The 19581-nt window shown below is 73.3% G+C and carries 18 protein-coding genes; 8 read left to right on the top strand and 10 right to left on the bottom strand.

Annotation, left to right across the window (positions count from 1 at the left end; genetic code table 11):
- Positions 1 to 6 precede the first annotated feature (6 nt).
- A complete protein-coding gene (locus AB0C78_RS28425) occupies positions 7 to 198 on the top strand; it encodes a DUF4236 domain-containing protein (protein WP_151543641.1) in 192 nt (63 codons plus the stop codon).
- Here AB0C78_RS28425 and leuA read toward each other — a convergent pair.
- On the bottom strand, positions 195 to 1880 hold the full coding sequence (gene leuA, locus AB0C78_RS28420; protein ID WP_360753587.1) for a 2-isopropylmalate synthase: 1686 nt from the start codon (positions 1878 to 1880) through the stop codon (positions 195 to 197). The two genes, AB0C78_RS28425 and leuA, sit on opposite strands and share 4 nt — an antisense overlap.
- A 301-nt stretch (positions 1881 to 2181) precedes the next feature.
- On the opposite strand from leuA, the gene AB0C78_RS28415 reads away from it, so the two are divergent.
- Positions 2182 to 2877 carry an FCD domain-containing protein gene (locus tag AB0C78_RS28415; RefSeq protein WP_360753517.1) on the top strand — a complete coding sequence of 232 codons (696 nt, stop codon included), beginning with the start codon at positions 2182 to 2184 and terminating at the stop codon, positions 2875 to 2877.
- Here AB0C78_RS28415 and AB0C78_RS28410 read toward each other — a convergent pair.
- Positions 2852 to 5245, bottom strand: coding sequence for a helicase (locus AB0C78_RS28410; RefSeq protein WP_360753514.1), 2394 nt, complete (start codon positions 5243 to 5245; stop codon positions 2852 to 2854). The genes AB0C78_RS28415 and AB0C78_RS28410 overlap by 26 nt on opposite strands.
- A gap of 210 nt (positions 5246 to 5455) precedes the next feature.
- Between AB0C78_RS28410 and AB0C78_RS28405 the strand changes: the two genes are divergently transcribed.
- A complete protein-coding gene (locus tag AB0C78_RS28405; RefSeq protein ID WP_360753511.1) occupies positions 5456 to 7129 on the top strand; it encodes an alkaline phosphatase D family protein in 1674 nt (557 codons plus the stop codon).
- A 24-nt stretch (positions 7130 to 7153) separates the two neighbouring features.
- Here the strand turns inward: AB0C78_RS28405 and AB0C78_RS28400 are convergent, their stop codons facing one another.
- A complete protein-coding gene (locus AB0C78_RS28400; protein WP_360753509.1) occupies positions 7154 to 8245 on the bottom strand; it encodes an ATP-dependent DNA ligase in 1092 nt (363 codons plus the stop codon).
- A gap of 64 nt (positions 8246 to 8309) precedes the next feature.
- Here AB0C78_RS28400 and AB0C78_RS28395 point away from each other — a divergent pair, with 64 nt between their 5' ends.
- Positions 8310 to 9011 (top strand): dihydrofolate reductase family protein, encoded by a 702-nt coding sequence (locus tag AB0C78_RS28395; protein ID WP_360753506.1) that lies wholly within the window; start codon positions 8310 to 8312, stop codon positions 9009 to 9011.
- Here AB0C78_RS28395 and AB0C78_RS28390 read toward each other — a convergent pair.
- Positions 8993 to 9715, bottom strand: a complete 723-nt coding sequence (locus tag AB0C78_RS28390) for a pyrimidine reductase family protein (protein ID WP_360753503.1) — start codon at positions 9713 to 9715, stop codon at positions 8993 to 8995. The two genes, AB0C78_RS28395 and AB0C78_RS28390, sit on opposite strands and share 19 nt — an antisense overlap.
- Before the next feature lie 155 nt (positions 9716 to 9870).
- Here AB0C78_RS28390 and AB0C78_RS28385 point away from each other — a divergent pair, with 155 nt between their 5' ends.
- Positions 9871 to 10272 (top strand): hypothetical protein, encoded by a 402-nt coding sequence (locus AB0C78_RS28385; protein ID WP_151543634.1) that lies wholly within the window; start codon positions 9871 to 9873, stop codon positions 10270 to 10272.
- 27 nt (positions 10273 to 10299) lie between these two features.
- Here AB0C78_RS28385 and glgX read toward each other — a convergent pair whose 3' ends face one another.
- From glgX to AB0C78_RS28365, 4 genes are all read right to left on the bottom strand, one after another.
- A complete protein-coding gene (gene glgX / locus AB0C78_RS28380) occupies positions 10300 to 12390 on the bottom strand; it encodes a glycogen debranching protein GlgX (protein WP_360753499.1) in 2091 nt (696 codons plus the stop codon).
- Between the two features lie 107 nt (positions 12391 to 12497).
- Positions 12498 to 13028 (bottom strand): GNAT family N-acetyltransferase, encoded by a 531-nt coding sequence (locus tag AB0C78_RS28375; protein WP_360753497.1) that lies wholly within the window; start codon positions 13026 to 13028, stop codon positions 12498 to 12500.
- A 94-nt stretch (positions 13029 to 13122) separates the two neighbouring features.
- Complete coding sequence (locus tag AB0C78_RS28370; protein ID WP_360753494.1) at positions 13123 to 13686, bottom strand: DUF4262 domain-containing protein; 564 nt, start codon at positions 13684 to 13686, stop codon at positions 13123 to 13125.
- A 75-nt stretch (positions 13687 to 13761) separates the two neighbouring features.
- Positions 13762 to 15510: an alpha/beta fold hydrolase gene (locus tag AB0C78_RS28365; RefSeq protein ID WP_360753492.1), complete on the bottom strand. Its 1749-nt coding sequence runs from the start codon at positions 15508 to 15510 to the stop codon at positions 13762 to 13764.
- A gap of 337 nt (positions 15511 to 15847) precedes the next feature.
- Between AB0C78_RS28365 and AB0C78_RS28360 the strand changes: the two genes are divergently transcribed.
- Positions 15848 to 16171, top strand: coding sequence for an Lsr2 family protein (locus AB0C78_RS28360; protein WP_360753490.1), 324 nt, complete (start codon positions 15848 to 15850; stop codon positions 16169 to 16171).
- 347 nt (positions 16172 to 16518) lie between these two features.
- Positions 16519 to 16836 (top strand): Sec-independent protein translocase subunit TatA, encoded by a 318-nt coding sequence (tatA, locus tag AB0C78_RS28355; protein ID WP_360753487.1) that lies wholly within the window; start codon positions 16519 to 16521, stop codon positions 16834 to 16836.
- Between the two features lie 96 nt (positions 16837 to 16932).
- Here tatA and AB0C78_RS28350 read toward each other — a convergent pair whose 3' ends face one another.
- Complete coding sequence (locus AB0C78_RS28350) at positions 16933 to 17394, bottom strand: CBS domain-containing protein (protein WP_151543627.1); 462 nt, start codon at positions 17392 to 17394, stop codon at positions 16933 to 16935.
- Positions 17395 to 17575: 181 nt separating this feature from the next.
- On the opposite strand from AB0C78_RS28350, the gene AB0C78_RS28345 reads away from it, so the two are divergent.
- Positions 17576 to 18856: an ArsB/NhaD family transporter gene (locus tag AB0C78_RS28345; protein ID WP_360753485.1), complete on the top strand. Its 1281-nt coding sequence runs from the start codon at positions 17576 to 17578 to the stop codon at positions 18854 to 18856.
- Here the strand turns inward: AB0C78_RS28345 and AB0C78_RS28340 are convergent.
- The gene (locus tag AB0C78_RS28340; RefSeq protein ID WP_360753484.1) at positions 18810 to 19502 is read right to left on the bottom strand and encodes a phosphatase PAP2 family protein; all 693 of its coding nucleotides are present in this window, start codon (positions 19500 to 19502) and stop codon (positions 18810 to 18812) included. The genes AB0C78_RS28345 and AB0C78_RS28340 overlap by 47 nt on opposite strands.
- Positions 19503 to 19581 lie beyond the last annotated feature (79 nt).

The raw sequence follows: 19581 nt of genomic DNA, 5'->3' as shown, positions 1-19581 counted from the left end.
CCGCGCATGGGTTGGAGTTACAGGAAATCGCTGCGAATGGGCCCTTTCCGCCTCAACTTCTCCAAGAAGGGCGTCGGGCACAGCGTCGGTGTCCGCGGCGCCCGCTACAGCAGCTCCGCCGACGGGCGCCGCGAGATGACCTTCCGCATTCCGGGGACGGGCCTGTCCTGGCGGCGCCCGCTCCGGCGCCGCCGCTAGCCGGCCTTCGCGCGGTTCACCGCCGCCAGCACGGCCTGCACGGACGCGGTGAGCACGGACGTGTCGCGCCCCGCGCCCCAGCTCGTCACGCCGTCGACGCGGCACTCGGCATACGCGACGGCGGGGGAGTCATGGCCTGATTCGGTCGAGTGCTCGACGTACTGCAGCACGTCCACCTTCACGCCGGCGGCCGCCAGCGCGTCGGCGAGCGCCGCCAGGGGCCCGTTGCCGGAGCCGGTGTACTCCCGCTCCCGGCCGTCCACGCGCAGCACGCCGGTGAAGTCGTGCCGCCCGGGACCGGTGTGGGACGTCCGCCACCCGGTGAGCGCGACCGGGCCCGCCCGGTCGACGTACTCGGCGCGGAACAGCTCCCACAGCTCGGCGGCGGTGATCTCCTCGCCGCTGCCGTCCGTCGCCTGCTGGACGACCCGCGAGAACTCGATCTGCAGGCGGCGCGGCAGCTCCAGGCCGTACCCGGTGCGCAGCAGGTAGGCGATGCCGCCCTTGCCCGACTGGCTGTTCACGCGGATGACCGCCTCGTAGCCGCGTCCCACGTCGGCCGGGTCGATCGGCAGGTACGGGACCTCCCACGGCGCCTCCTCCGGCGGGGCGCCCAGCTCGGCGGCCCGCGCGGCGTGGTGCGCCATCCCCTTGGAGATCGCGTCCTGGTGGGTGCCGGAGAACGCGGTGTACACCAGGTCGCCGCCGTACGGGTGCCGCTCGTGGACGGGCAGCCGGTTGCAGTGCTCGACCGTGCGGCGGATCTCGTCGATGTCGGCGAAGTCGACGCACGGGTCGACGCCCTGCGCGTGCAGGTTCAGCGCGAGCGTGACCAGGTCGACGTTCCCGGTCCGCTCGCCGTTGCCGAACAGGCAGCCCTCGACCCGCTGCGCGCCGGCGAGCACCGCCAGCTCCGCGCACGCCACGCCCGTGCCGCGGTCGTTGTGCGGATGCACCGACAGGATCACCGCGTCCCGCCGGGCCACGTTGCGGTGCATGAACTCGATCTGGTCGGCGTAGACGTTCGGCGTCGCGATCTCGACCGTCGCCGGCAGGTTCAGGACGACCGGGCGGTCGGCGCAGGCGTCCCACAGCTCGGTGACCGCGTCGCACACGTCCAGCGCGTAGTCCGGCTCGGTGAAGTTGAACGTCTCGGGCGAGAACTCGAACCGCACGCCCGGCCGGTCGCCGGCCAGGCGCGCCACGTCCGCGGCGCCGTCCAGGATGAGGGCGCGGACGCCGTCGCGGTCCTGCCGCAGCACCACGTCCCGCCACGCCGGTCCGGTCGCGGTGTAGAGGTGGACGACCGCGCGCGGCATGCCCTCGATGGACGCGAACGTCCGCTCGATCAGGTCGCGGCGGGCGGGGGTGAACACGACCGGCGTCACGTCGTCCGGGACGGCGCCCGACGTCGCCAGGTGCCGGACGAAGTCGAAGTCGGTCTGGCTCGCCGACGGGTAGCCGACCTCGATCTCCTTGAACCCCATGGTCACGAAGAGGTCGAACATGCGGCGCTTGCGCGCCGGGTCCATCGGCTCGGCCAGCGCCTGGTTGCCGTCGCGCAGGTCGACCGGCACCCACAGCGGCGCCTGCTCGATCCGCCGCGACGGCCAGGTCCGCTCGATCTCGGGCACGGGCGACGGCACCCGGTCGTGCACGGACCGGTAGCGGTGCGACGGCATGGCGCTGCCGCGCTGCGGGTTCCAGAAGGGCGCGCCATCGGCCACGGGGCCGGACGGGGTGCGCAGCGTGGGGAAGGCGGTGGTTTCGATCATGGCAGTGGTCCTCGCTGGTGGCCGGACGACCGGCAGCACCGGACCCCGCGGCGGGGTGCCGGTCGGATCAGGCCCCGCCGCGGCGGCCGAGAAGGAGGGCCTGCCACGCCATGCCGGTCACTCTAACCACACCTCAGCTCCTCAGACAAGCTGAGTTCCTGTGGAGACGCTAGCGTAGGGACCGCCGACCAGAAGGGAAGACCACCGCATGCCGCTCGGCCCGCTCCGCCGCAGCCCGCTCGTCGAGCAGGCCGCCCAGCGGCTCCGCGACCAGATCACCGACGGCTCCTGGCCGGTCGGCACCCGGCTCCCCGGCGAGACCACGCTCGCCAGGGAGCTCGGCGTCGGCCGCTCCACCGTCCGCGAGGCGCTGCGCGCCCTCGCCGGCGCCGGCCTCGTCCAGGCCCGGCAGGGCGCCGGCGTCTTCGTCACCGCCACCGAACCCGACGAGGACTTCACCACCCGGCTGCGCCGCGCCTCCGTCACCGACGTCTACGAGATCCGGATGATGATCGAGGTCCGCGCCACCGAGCTGGCCGCCGAGCGCCGCACCGACGCGGACCTCGCCGCGCTCGACGCCGCCCTCGCCGCCCGCGACGAGGCGTTCGCCGGCCCGTCCCTGGAGGCCTTCCTCGACGCCGACATCGCCCTGCACGCCGCCGTGATCGCCGCCGCGCACAACCCCGTCCTGGTCGACCTGCACGCCGAGTTCGTCCCGGTGCTGCGCGCCGGCCTGCTCGACCTGGTCGCCCTCGTGGACGTCCGCGCGTCCGACGCGTCCCACGGCCGCGCCGCGCACGCCGCCCTCGTCGAGGCGATCCGCGCCCGCGACCCCGCGACCGCCGGCCGCGTCATCACCGCCGAACTGACCCAGACCCTCACCCGCCTGCGAGGCTCCCGCTGAGCAGTGGCGGGAGGTCGTTGTCGTGGACGATCGTCAGGCGGCGGGTCGGGCGGGTGAGGGCCACATACAGGTCCTGGCCGCCCTTCGCGGACTCGGCGAGGATGCCCGCCGGGTCGACGACGATCACCGAGTCGAACTCCAGGCCCTTGGCCTCCTCCGCGGTCAGCACGACCGCGGGGGAGTCGAGGGCCTCGGGCGTGGCGCCGACGGCGGCGTCCGGCAGGACGGCCAGGACGGGCGCGTGCCGGGCCGCCGACGTGATCACCGCGAGGCGGCCCTCGCCGGCGTCGGCGAACTCCGCCAGCTCGGCGGCGACGAGGGCGGGGAGGCCCTCCACGGGCAGCGCGACCGCGCGGGGCGGCGGGCCGTCGTCGCGGACGGGCTCGGGCGGCGTCTGGCCGGGCGCGACGGAGGCGAGGACGCGGGACGCGACCCGCATGATCGCGGCGGGCGTCCGGTAGTTGACCATCAGGCGCTGCTCGCGCCAGCGGCCCGGGACGTACCGGTCGAGCATCTGCCCCCAGGACGCGGCGCCCGCCGCGCTGCCGGTCTGCGCGATGTCGCCGACGACGGTGAGGGACCGGGTCGGGACGCGGCGCATCACCGTCCGCCACGCCATCTCCGACAGCTCCTGCGCCTCGTCCACGATGACGTGGCCGTAGGCCCACTGGCGGTCGGCCATGGCGCGCTGCGCGGTGGTGAGCGGCGGGCCCGCGTCGCCGTGCCGCTCCGCCAGCTCGCTCGCGGAGATCAGGTCTTCGATGGGGATCATGCTGGTGCCGCCCGCCGACGCCATGACCTCGGCGGCGTAGCGCGCCTCCTCGGCGCGGGCCGCGTCGGCCGCGCGCCGGCGGGCCCGCTCGGCGGAGTCGTCCACGCCCAGGAGCTCGGCGGCCTCGTCCAGGAGGGGGACGTCCGCCACCGTCCACGGGGAGCCGGCCGGACGGTGCAGGAGGGCGCAGCCGGGCAGGCCGACCTCGGCGCCGAGGCGGTCGAGGACGTCCGGGGAGGCGAAGAGGTCGGTCAGGAGCCGCTCCGGCGTCAGCTCGGGCCACAGCTCGTCGAGCGCCTTGCGGACGACCGGGTCCTGCCAGAGGGCCTCCTTGGCCAGGCGGAGGTCCGTCTCGTCCAGGAGCGGCCCGTCCTCGGCCTCGTCCATGAGCTCCTGCAGCCAGGCCGGGAATCCGTCAGGACCGGCGAGCTCCTCCAGAGGCTCGTCCATGATGCGCTCGTACTGCTCCGCCCGGTTCACGGCGAGGGCCTCCAGCATGTCGTGGACGAACCGGCGACGCTGGACGTTGTGGGGGAGGTGCAGGGCACGGGCACGGTCGCGGATCCGCTCGCACGCCTCCGCCTCGACGACGAGGGTGAGGCCGTCGGTGTCGACCCGGAGGCCGCCGGAGGGCGCGCGCTGCCGGTCGCGGACCGCCGCCCGCACGAGGTCCGCCATGCGGATGTCGCCCTTGAGGACGGCGACCTCGGGGGCGTCCTTCGCGGCCGCCTTGAGCCCGGGGTGCAGCTCGCCGACCGTGGCGAGGACGACGTCGGTCTCGCCGAGCCCGGGCAGCACCTGCTCGATGTAGCGCAGGAACGTCGCGTTCGGGCCGACGATCAGGACGCCGCGGCGTTCCAGCACGTCGCGGTGGGTGTAGAGGAGGTAGGCGGCGCGGTGCAGCGCGGCGACGGTCTTGCCGGTGCCGGGCCCGCCCTGCACGACGAGCACGCCCTGCAGGCCCGACCGGATGACCTGGTCCTGCTCCTCCTGGATGGTCGCGACGACGTCGCTCATCCGGCCCGTCCGGCCGCGGCGGAGGGTGGCGAGCAGCGCCGCCTCCCCGACGATGCCGCGGCGCTCGGCCTCGTCCAGCCCCTCGAGGTCGAACACCTCGTCGTCCAGCCGGGCGACCTCCCGGTGCCGCAGGTGCAGGTGGCGGCGGCGGGCGAGGGTGCCGGGCGCGCCCGGGGTCGCGGTGTAGAACGGGCGGGCCGCCGCGGCGCGCCAGTCGATCAGCATCGGCTCGTGGTCGGCGTCGCGCAGCCCGATCCGGCCGATGTAGAAGGTGTCGCCGGGGCCGTCGGCGTCGGCGCGGTGGTCGATGCGGCCGAAGCACAGGCCGTGCTCGACGCCGCCGAGCCGGGCCAGCCGGCGCGCGGCCTCCTCGGTCGCGACGGCGCTCTCCACCCTGGCCTGCAGGACGCTGCCGCCGCCCGCGGCCGGGCCCTGCCGCAGCGCCGCCTCGGCCTTGGCCCGCTCCTCGTCGAGCCGCTGGTAGAGGCGGGTGACGTACTCCTGCTCGGTGCGCACGGCGGCCCGGTGGGCGGCCTCCGCGTCGGCGGGCTTGACAGGTACCGCTTGACGATGTCCCATGCTTCGGCTACACTCCTATTCATAGGATGCGGTTTTTTGTGCGCAGTTCGTAAGCCGCCAGCTTAGCATCGCTTCCCCGCGCCCGCGTGCGCGACCGCAAAAGATCATCTTTGTTGCGGCGGACGTCACCCGCGCGGTGCCTCGCGGCCACCGGCCTTGATGAGGCTTTCCGGCGATCACCCCGGAAACCTCCGAAAGGTCACCGCCCCCATGGCCGCACTCGCACGCCCCCTGAGCAGGAGATCCTTCCTCGTCGCCGGCGGCCTGACGGCCGGCGCCCTCGCCGTCCCCGGCATCGCCGAAGCCGCCCCCCGGCTGCGCACCGTCGCGCCCGGCGACCCCTTCACCCTCGGCGTCGCGTCCGGCGACCCCGCCCCCGACGGCTTCGTCCTCTGGACGCGGCTCGCCCTCGACCCGCACGCCGAGGACGGCCTCGGCGGCATGCCGTCCAAGGCCGTCCAGGTGAAATGGGAGGTGGCCACCGACGAGCGGTTCAAGCGGATCGAGCGGCGCGGCACCGCCACCGCCCGCCCCGAGGCCGCCCACTCCGTCCACGTCGAGCTGAAGGGGCTGCGGCATGGACGCGACTACTGGTACCGCTTCCGCACCGGCGACCACATCTCACCCGTCGGCCGCGCGCTCACCGCACCGCGCACCGACTCGTTCGGTCCCGCCCTGACGATGGCCTTCGTCTCGTGCGCCCAGTACGAGCACGGCTACTTCACCTCGTACCGGCGCCTCGCCGAGGACCACCCCGACCTCGTCCTGCACCTCGGCGACTACCAGTACGAGTACAAGAAGGGCGTCTACAACAGCCCCGGCGGCAACATCCGTGACCACGACGGCCCCGAGACCGTCACGCTGGCGAACTACCGGCAGCGGCACGCCCAGTACAAGTCCGACACCGACCTGCAGGCCGCGCACGCCGCCGCGCCCTGGCTCGTCGTCTTCGACGACCACGAGGTCGAGAACAACTGGGCCGGCTACATCCCCGAGGAAGGCTCCGACACCCCGACCTACGAGGCGTTCCGCGCCCGCCGCGCCGCCGCGTTCCAGGCCTACTACGAGAACATGCCGCTGCGCCGCTCCTCGATCCCGCACGGCCCGGACATCCAGATCTACCGGCGCGTCCGGTGGGGGAAGCTGGCCAACTTCCACATGCTCGACACCCGCCAGTTCCGCGACGACCAGGGCTGCGGCGACGGCTACAAGGACTGCCCCGAGGCCACCGACCCCAAGCGCAGCATCACCGGCGACGCGCAGGAGAAGTGGCTGATCGACGGGTTCCGCAAGTCGGACGCCCGCTGGGACGTCATCGGCCAGCAGGTCTTCTTCGCCCAGCGCGACAACACCGCCGGGCCCGTCAAGAAGACCTCGATGGACGCCTGGGACGGCTACGTGGCCTCCCGCGACCGCATCACCAAGGGCTGGGTGGACGCCGGCGTCCGCAACCCCGTCGTGCTCACCGGCGACGTCCACGCGCACTGGGCGAGCGACCTCAAGGCGAACTATGACGACCCGGACTCGAAGACGGTCGGCTCCGAGCTGGTGTGCTCGTCCATCAGCACGACCGGCGACGGCGCCGACTCCGACCCCGCGAGCCAGCCCTTCCTGGCCATCAACCCGCACCTGAAGTTCTACAACAACCAGCGCGGATACGTCCTGACGACGATCGGCAAGGAGGAGATGAAGGCCGACTTCAGGACGGTCGCGTCCGTCCGGACGCCGGGCTCCCCGGTGTCGACGAAGGCGACCTTCGTCATCGAGGACCGCGTCCCCGGCGTAAAGCAGACCTACCTGCGCCCCTACGCCGCCCCGAAGATGTCCGCGAAGTCGGACCAGAACATCATCGACCAGACCATCCGCAACGAGACCCAGCCCTGACCCTGGACCCGCACCGCCCCCGCGTCACCGATCGGCGCGGGGGCTGGTCGCGGGGCCGTTGAAGATGTCGTCCAAGTCGTAAGCCACCGGCACCTCCAGCTGCTCGTAGGTGCAGGAGCGGGGCGTGCGGTCGGGGCGCCAGTTGCGGAACCGGGCGGTGTGCCGGAACCGGTTGCCCTCCATCGCCTCGTACGCCACCTCGACGACCAGCTCCGGGCGCAGCGCCACCCAGCTCAGGTCCTTCTTGCCGGTCCAGCGGGACACGGCGCCGGGCATCCGGTCGGCGGTCGCCTCGGACTGCCGCGCCCACTCCGCCCATGGATGCCCGGACAGGTCCTCCATCCGGTAGGGCTGGAGCTCCTCGACCAGCTCGGCGCGGCGCTTCATGGTGAACGAGGCCGCCACGCCGACGTGCTGCAGGTTGCCCTCGGAGTTGTAGAGGCCGAGCAGCAGCGACCCGACGATCGGCCCGGACTTGTGCCAGCGGAAGCCCGCCACCACGCAGTCGCAGGTGCGTTCGTGCTTGACCTTGAACAGCACCCGCTTGTCGGGCTGGTACTCGGTGTCGCGCGGCTTGGCGACCACCCCGTCCAGCCCGGCGCCCTCGAACTCCTCGAACCAGCGCAGCGCCAGCTCGTAGGAGTCGGACGCGGGCGTCACGTGGATCGGCGCCTTCGCGCCGGCCAGGGTCTCGACCAGCCGCCGGCGCCGCTCGCCGAGCGGCGTCTCCATCAGCGACTCGTCGCCGAGGGCCAGCAGGTCGAACGCGACGAACGAGGCGGGCGTCTCCTCCGACAGCAGCTTGATCCGCGACGCGGCCGGATGGATGCGCTGCTGCAGCGTGTCGAAGTCGAGGCGGGTGCCGCGCGGCAGGACGATCTCGCCGTCCACCACGCACCGCTCGGGCAGCTCCCGCTTCACCGCCTCGACCACCTCGGGGAAGTAGCGGGTGAGCGGCTTCTCGCCGCGGCTGGACAGCTCCACCTCGTCGCCGTCGCGGAACACGATGCAGCGGAAGCCGTCCCATTTCGGCTCGTAGAGCAGGTCGCCCTGGGGCATGGTCTTGACGGCCTTGGCCAGCATCGGCGGCAGCGGCGGGCTGATCGGCAGGTCCATGCCCCCCATCTTGCGCCCCGGCACCGACAAAACGGAGCACCGGGGGCTCGATAACCTGCAGGTCATGCGCCGTCTGTTTCCCGGGCCCACCGTCGAGGACGTCGACCCGTACGAGGCGTACGGCGACGCGCCGGGGCTTCGGCTCGGCATGGTGATGAGCGCCGACGGGTCGGTCACCGACGCCGAGGGCTGGACCGACGGGCTCGGCGGCGCCGCCGACTTCCGGGTGTTCCGGACGCTCCGGGCGCTCGCCGGCGCGATCCTCGTCGGCGCCGCGACGGCCCGCACCGGGCGGCTCGGCCCCGCCCGCCTACGGCCGGACCTGCGCGCGCGCCGGGGCGGCCCGCCCGCGCCCATCGCCATCGTGAGCCGTTCCCTCGACCTCGACTGGACGCTCCCGCTGTTCACCGAAGCGGAGACGCCGACGATCGTGGTGACGACGGAGCGCGCGCGGGACGAGGTCCCGCCGGGGATCCCGGTGGTCGCGGCCGGAGACGACGACGTCGACCTCCCCGAAGCTCTGCGCGTCCTGCGCGAGGACCTCGGCCACGAGCACCTGCTCTGCGAAGGCGGCCCGGCACTGGCCACCGCGCTCATCCGGGCGTCGCTGGTGGACGAGCTGTGCCTCAACATCGCGCCCGCGCTCCTCGGGAGCCCGCGCCACACGCGCCTGCTCGGCGTCCTGGACGCCGAGGTCCCCGTCGAGCCCGCCGCCCTCTACCTGGACGAGGGCGTCCTGTTCGTCCGCTACCGGCTGCGCGCGTAGCGCAGGAACAGGAAGCCGTCCTCCTCCAGCGCGTGCTCCAGGCGGAACTCCGAGGGAACGGGGAGCGGCGGGCCGTTCAGGATCCGCGCCGGGTGCCCGGCGAGCAGCATCGGGCTCAGCGTCAGGCACAGCTCGTCCAGCAGCCCGGCGGCCGTGATCTGCGCCAGCACCCCGGGGCCGCCCTCGCACAGCAGCCGCCGGAACCCGCGCGACGCCAGCTCCCGGACGGCGACCGCGAAGTCGAGCGAGTCCTCGCCCGCGACGATGACGTCCGCGCGCTCCTTCGCCAGGCGCAGCCGCTCCGGGTCGGCGGTCGCGGTGGCCAGCACGATCGTCGGGACGGCCGCCTCGGTGAACAGGGGCGCGTCGAAGTCCAGGTCGAGGGTGCGGGAGACGACCGCGAGCGGCGGCACCGGTGGCCGCCCGTCGCGCACCGCTCCCCAGCTCTCGCGCGGCCTGACCGGCCCGTACCCTTCGGCGCGGACGGTCTGGGCACCGACGATCACCACGTCGGCGAGGCCGCGCAGCAGCAGGAACAGCTCCTGGTCGGCGGCGTTGCCGAGCCCGCCGCTGCGCTCGTCGCGCTGCGCCGCCCCGTCGAGGCTGGCGACCATGTTCGCGCGCAGCCACGTCCCGCCGCCCGCCGGGTAGGCGTAGCGCTCGGCGAGGTCGACCGGCTCGGAGGAGGGCGTGAGGGTGCGCATAGACGTCACAAGTTACTGCACCGGAGGCAAGGGCGACCTGACCGTTCCGCTTACTCAGCGTACGGCAATATGCACGAATCCGTCATGGCGCGGCGATCGGCACGCGACACTTGGTGCGGGGACGGACCGTAGAACTGCACCGAAAGGAGCGGGGGGTGGAGTTCGCCGCACTTGCCGCGTGGGTCCTCGCCGCCACGGCCGGCGGCTACCTGTTGATCAAATGGCTGACGTCCGGGGGACGGGGCACGAAGGTGACCCGGTTCCCGGTCCTGGTGGTGATCGGGCATCCGCTGGCCGCCGTGATCGGCCTCTGCGTCTGGATCGGCTACCTGGCGACCGGGCGCGGCGCGTTCGCGTGGGTCGCGTTCGCCGCGCTGCTGGTCGTGATCCTGCAGGGGTTCATGCTGCTGACGCGCTGGCTCGTCGGGGGCGGCGGCCGGCACGCCCGCGGCCGCGACCAGACGTTCCCGGCCGCCGCCGTCGCCTTCCACGGCGTGATCGCCGTCACGACGTTCGTCCTGGTCTTCCTCACCGCGATGGAGGTGAGCCGCACCTGAGACGGCGGAACCGCACCTGACCTCGGGCTAGCCCCTGCGCAGGACCGTGAGGGAGCGGGCGGGGACGGAGACCTCGTCGCGGGCCTTGACGCGGGGGCGCTCGCCCGCGGCGGCGGGGTCGGCGGTGTCGAGGACGAACTCCCAGCGCTCGCCGTACTCCGCGCCGGGCAGGGTGAACTCGACGGCGTCGGACCCGGCGTTGACCAGCAGCAGGAACGAGTCGTCGCGGACGCGGCGGCCCCGCGGGTCGGGCTCGGTGATGGCGTCGCCGTTGAGGAACACGCCGAGGGACTTGGCGAAGCCGACGTTCCAGTCCTGGTCCGTCATGCTCTCGCCGGCGGGCGTCAGCCACGCGATGTCGGCGGCGGCGCCCGTCCCGGTGCCGGTGAAGAAGCGGCGGCGCCGGAACACCGGGTGGTCGTGCCGCAGCCGCGACAGGATCCGGATGAACTCCATGTCGCCGGGCTCGTCCCAGTGCACCCAGGCCAGCTCGTTGTCCTGGCAGTAGGCGTTGTTGTTGCCGCGCTGGGTGCGGCCCAGCTCGTCGCCGTGCAGCAGCATCGGGACGCCCTGCGACAGGAACAGCGTCGCGAGGAAGTTGCGGCGCTGGCGGGCCCGCAGCTCCAGCACCTCGGGGTCGCGCGACGGGCCCTCCTCGCCGCAGTTCCAGGACCGGTTGTCGTCGGTGCCGTCGCGGTTGGACTCGCCGTTGGCCTCGTTGTGCTTGTGGTCGTAGGAGACGAGGTCGGCCAGCGTGAACCCGTCGTGGCACGTCACGAAGTTGATGGACGCGAACGGCCGCCGCGCGCTGTGCTCGTACAGGTCGGACGAGCCGGTCAGCCGGGACGCGAACTCCGGCATCGTCGCGTACGAGCCGCGCCAGAAGTCGCGGACGGTGTCGCGGTACTTGCCGTTCCACTCCGTCCACAGCGGCGGGAAGTTCCCGACCTGGTAGCCGCCCTCGCCGACGTCCCACGGCTCGGCGATCAGCTTGACCTGCGAGACCACCGGGTCCTGCTGGACGAGGTCGAAGAACGCGGCGAGCCGGTCGACGTCGTGCAGCTCCCGGGCGAGCGCCGAGGCGAGGTCGAACCGGAACCCGTCGACGTGCATCTCCAGGATCCAGTACCGCAGCGAGTCCATGATGAGCTGCAGCGCGTGCGGGTTGCGGACGTTGAGGGAGTTGCCGCAGCCGGTGTAGTCGAGGTGGTAGCGCTTGTCGTCGTCGCGGAGCCGGTAGTAGGACGCGTTGTCGATGCCGCGGAACGACAGCGTCGGCCCGAGGTGGTCGCCTTCGGCGGTGTGGTTGTAGACGACGTCCAGGATGACCTCGATGCCCGCCTCGTGCAGGGCGCGGACCATCGCCTTGAACTCCAGCACCTGCTCGCCGGCCTGCCCGGACGCGCTGTAGGCGTTGTGCGGGGCGAAGAACCCGATCGTGTTGTAGCCCCAGTAGTTGTCCAGGCCGCGCGCCACGAGCGCGTGCTCGGGGATCGACTGGTGCACCGGCATCAGCTCGACGGCCGTCACGCCGAGGTCGGCGAGGTGGTCGACCATCACCGGGTGCCCGAGGCCCGCGTAGGTGCCGCGCTGCTCCTCCGGGATGCCCGGGTGCAGCTTCGTCAGCCCCTTGACGTGCGCCTCGTAGATCACGCTCTCGTGGTACGGGACGCGCGGCGGCCGGTCGTCGCCCCAGTCGAAGAACGGGTTGATCACGACGTTCTTCGGCATGTAGGGGGCGCTGTCGTCCTCGTTCAGGGCGTCGGGGTCGTCGAACCGGTAGGAGAACAGCGACTCGTGCCAGCGGACGCCGCCCTCGACGGCCTTGCCGTACGGGTCGAGCAGCAGCTTCGCGGGGTTGCAGCGGTCCCCGTCGCGGGGGCTGAACGGCCCGTGCACCCGGTAGCCGTAGCGCTGCCCGGGCCCGACGCCGGGCAGGTACCCGTGCCAGACGAACCCGTCCACCTCGGGCAGCTCGCGCCGCGTCTCGGTGCCGTCGGCGTCGAACAGGCACAGCTCGACCCGCCGGGCCACCTCCGAGAACAGCGCGAAGTTCGTGCCGGTGCCGTCCCAGGTGGCGCCCAGCGGGTACGGATCCCCGGGCCAGACCTCAGGCATGTGCTCCCTCTCGTCGACCGACCGATGCCGCCTGCCCCGCAGCGCGTTCCCCGTCGATTCTGGACTACTCCCGGCCTGCCCGCCCGCCACGGCCCGATATCAGAGTGTCACGGGGGAGGCTCCGGGCGGGGCGGCCGCCAGATCGTCTCGCCGTCGGCGGTCTCGGCGGTGGGGCGCAGCCCGAGGCGGGACGCGACGGACGCCGACGCCCGGTTGTCCGGGTGGATCGCGGCGGTGAGCGCGGCGATCCCGTGCCCGGTGAGCCAGCCGGCCAGCGCGCGGGCGGCCTCGGTGGCGAAGCCGAACCCCTGGTAGGGCATGCCGATCACCCAGGCGAGCGCGGCCTGCGGCCCGCCGGGCGCGGGGGTGACGGTCGCCTGGACGTAGCCGACGGCCTGCCCGTCGCGGGCGCGGCGGACGATCCAGTTGAGCCAGTACTCCTGGTGGAAGGGGGCGGGCCCGGCGACGAGGTGCTCGTAGCGGGCGCGGAGCTCGTCGAGGGTGAGGGGCTCGCCGCCGATGTAGGCGTGCAGGCGCGGGTCGTCCAGGACGGGGGCCATCTCGTCGGCGTGGTGGACGGCCAGCGGCTCCAGGACGAGGCGCTGGGTCCGGATGGTCTCGGCGATCGGCCCGTACACCCGCCGATCGTATGCCCTGCCCGGCGCGCCGCGCCCGATCCGCCGTGCGCGATCACCGGCGGCTGATCGACCGCCGCCGGACGGGCGGGGCGGGTCAGCCGTGGCCGGCGGTGTGGCGGCGCGTCCAGGCTCCGGCGGGGTGCTGGGTCGGGGCGAGCCACAGCCAGGGCTGGGAGTGCCGGAACGGCAGGTCGGTGCCGGGCTGCCAGGGGAACAGGCCCTCGCCGTTCGGCCAGACGACCTGCAGGAACGGCAGCGGCGGCCGCCGGTAGAAGGCGACGGCGCCGCGGAACAGGCCCTCGTACCAGCGGGGGTCGACGGCGCGGAACGCGGCGGTCTGGCCGCGGACGGCGCCCTCGCGGCGCTCGCCGTCGGCGGGCGGCCGGCCCTCCGCCGCCTCCCGGCCGAGGGCGTTGAGCACCTCCTCGGTCTCGTACACGTCGCCGCCGAACATCGCCAGCTCGGGCGCGCGGTGGCTGTGCCAGAGGCCGATGGTGTACGCCCAGCCCGGGCCGTCGGCGTCGGGGTGGACGAGGACGACGCTCCAGCCGTACTGGGTGATGTGCACGATGGTGCGGAGCTGGAAGTTGTCCAGCCGGTCGCGGTCGCCGTAGTCGCGGCAGATCACGCAGGTGCATGAGGGGCGACCGTCGGACATGGCGCAAGCTTACGATCATTTCGCCCGCCGGTCCGCCCGTGCGGGGGCGAACCGGCGGCGGTCCCCGCTACGCGCTCACCGCAGGGTCGGCAGGGTGAGCACGCCGGGGTCGGCGGGCCCGGTGCGGACGGTGACCGGCAGGACGCTCCGGTTGCCCAGGTAGGACAGGTCGCTGGAGGCGATCGCGACGCGCAGCCGGTGGCCCTTCGCGAACCGGTGGACGATCGACGGCAGCTGGACCGTCAGCGGCTTGCGGACGTCGTTGACCCGCACCGGGGAGACGAGCCGGTGGACGAGCGAGACGGAGCCGTCCGGCGCGACGTCGTACAGCTTGGCGAACAGGATGAGGCGCCCGTTGACGCCGGACTTCTGCGACTGGACGGCCGCGGGCGAGTCGAGCCGGACCTTGAGGGTGGGGGAGCCGACGACGTCGGTGTCGGCGGCGAGCGGGCCGCCGGTCCAGGCGACGGCGGTGCCGGGGGCGTCGGCGGGCGGGACGTCGTCCAGGCCGAGCGCGCCCTGCACGGCGGAGACCTCGGAGAACGACGTCGGGATCCACGGCAGGTTGCCGTAGCTCGCGGCGCCCGCGGCGACGGCCTTGCGGTCGGCGACGAGCCCGTCCTTGCCGGACAGGTAGAGGGTGCGGGCGCGGGTGGGCGCGGTGCCGTAGGCGGGCGCGGCGTTGCCCTGGTACTGCACCCAGGGGCGGAAGTAGGCGAACGCCGGGCCGGTGCCGGTGGAGCGGCCCATGAGGTAGTGGTCGAACCAGGCGGCGACGCGCTGCCCGACGTAGCTGCCGGACGGGTCGGCGAGGTCGCCGTCGCCGGGGACCTGCCCGCCGCTGTGCCCCGGCGACTGCCAGATCATCTTCACGGGGGTGCGCTGCGCGGCGAGCTGCTTGTAGGTGGCCGTGGCCTCCTGGAGGTCGAAGAGGCTGTCGGTCTCGCCCTGGATGATCAGCGTCGGCGCCTTGATCTTCGGCATGTAGGACGCGACCGACGCGGCCTTCATGTACGCCATGCTCGCCTGCTGCGGCACGCCGAAGACGAGGCTCTCGCCGACGGCCTGGCAGAGGATCGTCGGGAAGTTCGGGCAGCCGAGCAGGCGGCCGGGATCGGCCTGGCTGTTGGTCAGCCCGGCGGACACGCCCTCGCCGAAGAACCCGAGCGCCCAGACCAGCTTGGTGACGCCGGGGTCGGTGCTGAGCCTCCCGTCGACGACCTGGTTGTTCGGGGCGAGCGAGTAGCGCAGGTCCCGCCAGGTGATCATCGGGACGATGGTGTCGATACGGGGATCGACGCCGGCGGCGGCGAACTGGATCTGCCCGCCGTAGGACCCGCCGACCATGCCGACGCGCGGGTCGCCGGCCCGGTCGAGCCTGACGGCGGTGAGCCGCGTCCCGTCCTTGGCCGCCTTCTTTCCGGCCAGGTAGTCGACGAGCTGGCTCGCCGCGGCGCCGTCCCAGTCGGGGTGGTCGAGGGTGATGCGGCATCCGCTGCCGCCGAACCCGAGGCCGGAGTAGGACAGTACGGCGTATCCGCGCTGCGCGTAGGTCTTGCCGAGCCCCGCCTGGTCGTCCTTGGACCCGCCGAAGCCGTTGGTGGTGAGGATGGCGGGCACCCGGTGCGCGGCGGACGCGCCGGACGGCAGGTACAGGTCGCCGACGACGTCGCAGTGCTGGTCGTGCTTCGGACCGACCACGGTGTCGAAATGCAGCGTCCGGACCGTGTAGGCGTCGGCCGCGTGGGCCGGGAGGGCGCTCGCGCCGCCCGCCGCGACGAGCGCGGCGGCGGCGGTGGACAGGACGGCGCGACGGCGCGGCATGGGGCGGCTCCGGGACCGGGGGGAACAGGGGGCTGATCTTTACTACCGTCTGGTAAGGCGACTGTCCAGATGCGAACGTGAACTTTCTTCGGACGCGTCCCGGCGGGTCGCGCCCGGCTGCGCCGCGGCCCTCCGCGGCCCTCCGCGCGGGTCCCGCGGGTCAGGTCCGCTTGGTGTCCCGCTGACCCGCGCGACGGATTCGCCGCCCCGGCCATGCCCGCGCATGACGAAATCCTCACCCGTTGGGGAAATACATTAATCGGGGTTCCGCCAATACCGCGGCCGCCGAGCATCTACTATTCTTCGAACTGACCAATAAACGGAACGGAGACGGCTCATGGCGCAGAAGGTCCAGGTCTCACTGGTGGATGACCTCGATGGCGGAGCGGCGGTGGAAACGGTGTCGTTCGCCCTTGACGGCAGGGCGTACGAGATCGACCTGAACAAGAAGAACGCGGCGAGGTTGCGCAAGGTCATCGCGCCGTTCCGGGACAGTGCCCGCAAGGTCCGCCCGGCCGGCCGCAGGCCCGCGACGCGCACCGCGAGCAACCGCGAGCGCAGCGCGGAGATCCGCGACTGGGCCCGGTCGGCGGGAATCCCGGTCAACGACCGCGGCCGCATCCCGGCGAACGTCGTCCAGCAGTACGAGGCCGCTCACTGAGCACCGTTACCGGCCGCCGCGCACCCGCCCGAAGCCGATGCGCGCGCCTTTCCGGCGACCGCGTCCGGAACGGTTTCCCGCGGCGGGCGCCCGTCTAAGGAACTGCGGCCGGGCACTCCCTCGGCCCGGGAAGTGACGGCCGCCGCATTGCCCGCCGAAGGGCGGCCCCGCGGTGCTCTGGGCAATCAATACGGCGGTGGCGCGCGCGGGTGATCCGCCGCCGCGCGCGGCGCCCGCGCCGCGCGGGCGGGCACGCCCGCGCCCGAGTGCGGTGTCCCGCCATCGGTTGCGCGGTTGCGCGAATGGGTGAGAGTACGCTGGACGCGCACCGGACAAGGGAGGCGCTCATGTTGGGGGAGTTCTCACCCTCGCACTGGCTGATCGTCGGCATCGTGGTGGTGCTGCTCTTCGGCTCCAAGAGGCTTCCGGACGCGGCCAGGGCGCTCGGCCGGTCGATGCGCATCCTCAAGTCCGAGACGCAGGGCCTGCGCGACGACGCCGCTCCCGGCGCGGACGCGGCCCCGGCCCCGGCACCGGACGCGATCCAGCACGCGATCCAGGACGGCGCGTTCGGCACCGCCCAGGACAAGCGCGACCGCGCCGCCCGCCTGCGCGAGGAGGCCGCCCGCATCGAGAGCACCGCCCCGGGCGCCACGAACACCTGACCGCCGCCGGGCTCCGCCGCGGGTGCCCGCCGGCATCTCGGTGGGGCCCTGGCAAGGGCGCCTGAAGGGCGCCCTCCGCTGCGTTCCCGGCGCCCGTCAGGCGGGCGGGAGGATCCGGGTGAGCAGGTCGGCGACCGTGATCGCGCCGATCATCGGGGCGTCGGTCCGGCGCGGGTCGCCGGAGACCGCGACGACCGGGCTGCGCGCGCCCGCCATCACGCTGGCGATCTCCATGACGGTCGCGTCGGCGTCCACCACGGGCGGCGGCGTCCGGTTCGCGGGCAGCAGGTCGGCGACGCGCTTGCCGGCGAGCCGCTCGCACAGCCGGTCGGCGTGCCCCTCGTCGTAGGCGCGGGCGAGCGCCGGGTCGTCGCGCACGTACTGCGGGATGAGCGCGCCGAGGAGCTGGGAGCCGGGCAGCACGGCCTTCGGGCGGTGCCGCTCGTCCACCACGATCAGCCCGAGCAGCCGGTGCTCGGCCAGCAGGCGGGCGGCGTCCAGCGCGCTGGTGTCCGCGGTGACGGTGGGGTGGTCCACGGCGAGTTCTCCGGCGCGCACACCCCGACCGTAGCAGGGGCGCGGCCCGCCGACACCGATGCCGTCACCGCCGGTCGGAGCGGCGGTCACGGCGTTCCTGCGTGGAAAACGCATCGGAATCCCGTTAGGGTCGGTGAACGGTGAGCCGGGAAGTCTGGTCGGCGTCGTACCGCCTACCCCGAAAAGACTTCCAGGAGCCGCCTTGGCCGCCGCAGCCGCAGTCACGATCTTCGTCGTCGCGTACGTGCTAATCGCGTCGGAGCGGATCCCCCGGACGGCGGTGGCGCTCGGCGGCGCGGCGCTGATGATGCTGCTGCACGTCACCGACGACGGCGCGGCGTTCTTCTCCGAGCGCACCGGGATCGACTGGAACGTCATCTTCCTGCTGCTCGGCATGATGGTGATCGTCTCGGTGCTGCGGCAGACCGGGGTGTTCGAGTACGTGGCGATCTGGGCGGCGAAACGGGCGCGCGGGCGGCCGTACCGGCTGATGGTGATGCTGGTACTGATCACCGCGGGCGCGTCGGCGCTGCTGGACAACGTCACCACCGTGCTGCTGGTCGCGCCGGTCACCTTCCTGGTGTGCGAGCGGCTCGGCCTGGACGTCGTCCCGTACCTGATCGCCGAGGTGATGGCGTCCAACATCGGCGGCACCGCGACGCTCGTCGGGGACCCGCCGAACATCATCATCGCCAGCCGCGGCGGCCTGACGTTCAACGAGTTCCTCGTGCACCTCGCGCCGCTGGTGGTCGGGCTCGTCGCGGTGTTCTGCCTGCTGTGCCGGTGGCTGTTCCGGTCGGCCTTCGTCTACGACGCCGGCCGCGCGGCGGAGGTCATGGCGCTGCGGGAGAGGGAGGCCATCACCGACCGGCGGCTGCTGTGGCAGGGGCTGGTGGTGCTCGCCGCGGTGATCGCGGCGTTCGTGCTGCATCCCGTCCTGGACTACCAGCCGTCGGTGGTCGCGCTGCTCGGGGCGGGGCTGCTGGTCGCCGCGACGAAGGTCACCACCGAGCAGGCGCTCGCGGAGGTGGAGTGGCCGACGCTGGTGTTCTTCGCGGGGCTGTTCGTGATGGTCGGCGGGCTGGTGGAGACGGGCGTCATCGCGGACGTGTCGCGGGCCGCGGCCGACGTGACCGGCGGGGACCTCGGCGCCGCGTCGATGCTGCTGCTGTGGGCGTCGGGCGTGCTGTCGGCGATCGTGGACAACATCCCCTACGTCGCGACGATGAGCCCGATCGTCTCCGACCTCGTCCAGGCGCATCCGGGCGCCGAGGGGCACGTGCTGTGGTGGTCGCTCGCGCTCGGGTCCGACCTCGGCGGCAACGCGACCGCGATCGGCGCGAGCGCCAACGTCGTCGTGCTGGGCATCGCCGCCCGCAACGGCACCCCGATCAGCTTCTGGAAGTTCACCCGGTACGGCCTGATCGTCACGGCCGTCACGGTGACCCTGTGCGTCCCCTACCTGTGGCTGCGCTATCTGTGACCGGCGGCGCGGCGGGCGGAGCGGCGGGACGGGCGGCCAGCAGCGGTGCCAGGGGGCCGCGGCGCAGCCGGCCGACGAGCGGCGCCGCGACGCGGCGCAGCGGCAGCGCGACGAGGCAGGCGACCGGCACCGCCAGGACGATCGAGCCGATGACGTCGTGCGGGTAGTGGCCGCCGACGTAGACGCGCGTGAACGCCTCGAAGGCCGCGAAGACGGCGGCGATGACGCCCAGCCGCCGGTCGAGCAGGTACAGGGCGGCGGCGGCCGCGGCGGCGGCCGTGGAGTGCCCGCTGGGGAAGGCGTAGTCGGACGGCGCCGGGCACGCCTCGACGATGAACGCGTGCGGCATCGCCCGGCACGGGCGCGGCTCCTCGACGACCTTCTTGACGACCTCGGCGGCGGCGAACGCGACGGCGACCGCGACGGGGCCGGCCAGCGCGAGGGCCATCGCCGCCGCGTCCCGGTGCCGTGCCCGCCACCAGGCGGCGAGCATCAGCACGGCGAAGACGGCGAGCCCGGCGTTGGTCCACCACTCCAGGGGGCCGTTGAGCCAGCGGGTGTCGCGGGCGAGGTGCGTGACGGCGGTGAAGAGCGGGCCGTCGACGCGGGAGCCGTCGAGGGCCAGGGGTGCCGGGGCGGCGGTCATCCGGGGTCTTCCTGTTCGGTCGCACTTGAACGTCTACAGCACTGTAGACGGTCGGTTGCCTGGAACGCGCCATCGCTCC

This window comes from Actinomadura sp. NPDC048394 (assembly GCF_040651755.1).
Lineage (GTDB): Bacteria > Actinomycetota > Actinomycetes > Streptosporangiales > Streptosporangiaceae > Spirillospora > Spirillospora montaniterrae.
This window is presented reverse-complemented; position numbering and strand designations above follow the sequence as displayed.

Excerpts from the sequence above, each read along its gene's own strand:
- AB0C78_RS28425 (WP_151543641.1), top strand. The coding sequence starts at position 7 with ATGGGTTGGAGTTACAGGAAATCGCTGCGAATGGGCCCTTTCCGCCTC.
- leuA (WP_360753587.1), bottom strand. The coding sequence starts at position 1,880 with ATGCCGTCGCACCGCTACCGGTCCGTGCACGACCGGGTGCCGTCGCCC.
- AB0C78_RS28415 (WP_360753517.1), top strand. The coding sequence starts at position 2,182 with ATGCCGCTCGGCCCGCTCCGCCGCAGCCCGCTCGTCGAGCAGGCCGCC.
- AB0C78_RS28410 (WP_360753514.1), bottom strand. The coding sequence starts at position 5,245 with ATGGGACATCGTCAAGCGGTACCTGTCAAGCCCGCCGACGCGGAGGCC.
- AB0C78_RS28405 (WP_360753511.1), top strand. The coding sequence starts at position 5,456 with ATGGCCGCACTCGCACGCCCCCTGAGCAGGAGATCCTTCCTCGTCGCC.
- AB0C78_RS28400 (WP_360753509.1), bottom strand. The coding sequence starts at position 8,245 with ATGGACCTGCCGATCAGCCCGCCGCTGCCGCCGATGCTGGCCAAGGCC.
- AB0C78_RS28395 (WP_360753506.1), top strand. The coding sequence starts at position 8,310 with ATGCGCCGTCTGTTTCCCGGGCCCACCGTCGAGGACGTCGACCCGTAC.
- AB0C78_RS28390 (WP_360753503.1), bottom strand. The coding sequence starts at position 9,715 with ATGCGCACCCTCACGCCCTCCTCCGAGCCGGTCGACCTCGCCGAGCGC.
- glgX (WP_360753499.1), bottom strand. The coding sequence starts at position 12,390 with ATGCCTGAGGTCTGGCCCGGGGATCCGTACCCGCTGGGCGCCACCTGG.
- AB0C78_RS28370 (WP_360753494.1), bottom strand. The coding sequence starts at position 13,686 with ATGTCCGACGGTCGCCCCTCATGCACCTGCGTGATCTGCCGCGACTAC.
- AB0C78_RS28365 (WP_360753492.1), bottom strand. The coding sequence starts at position 15,510 with ATGCCGCGCCGTCGCGCCGTCCTGTCCACCGCCGCCGCCGCGCTCGTC.
- AB0C78_RS28360 (WP_360753490.1), top strand. The coding sequence starts at position 15,848 with ATGGCGCAGAAGGTCCAGGTCTCACTGGTGGATGACCTCGATGGCGGA.
- tatA (WP_360753487.1), top strand. The coding sequence starts at position 16,519 with ATGTTGGGGGAGTTCTCACCCTCGCACTGGCTGATCGTCGGCATCGTG.
- AB0C78_RS28340 (WP_360753484.1), bottom strand. The coding sequence starts at position 19,502 with ATGACCGCCGCCCCGGCACCCCTGGCCCTCGACGGCTCCCGCGTCGAC.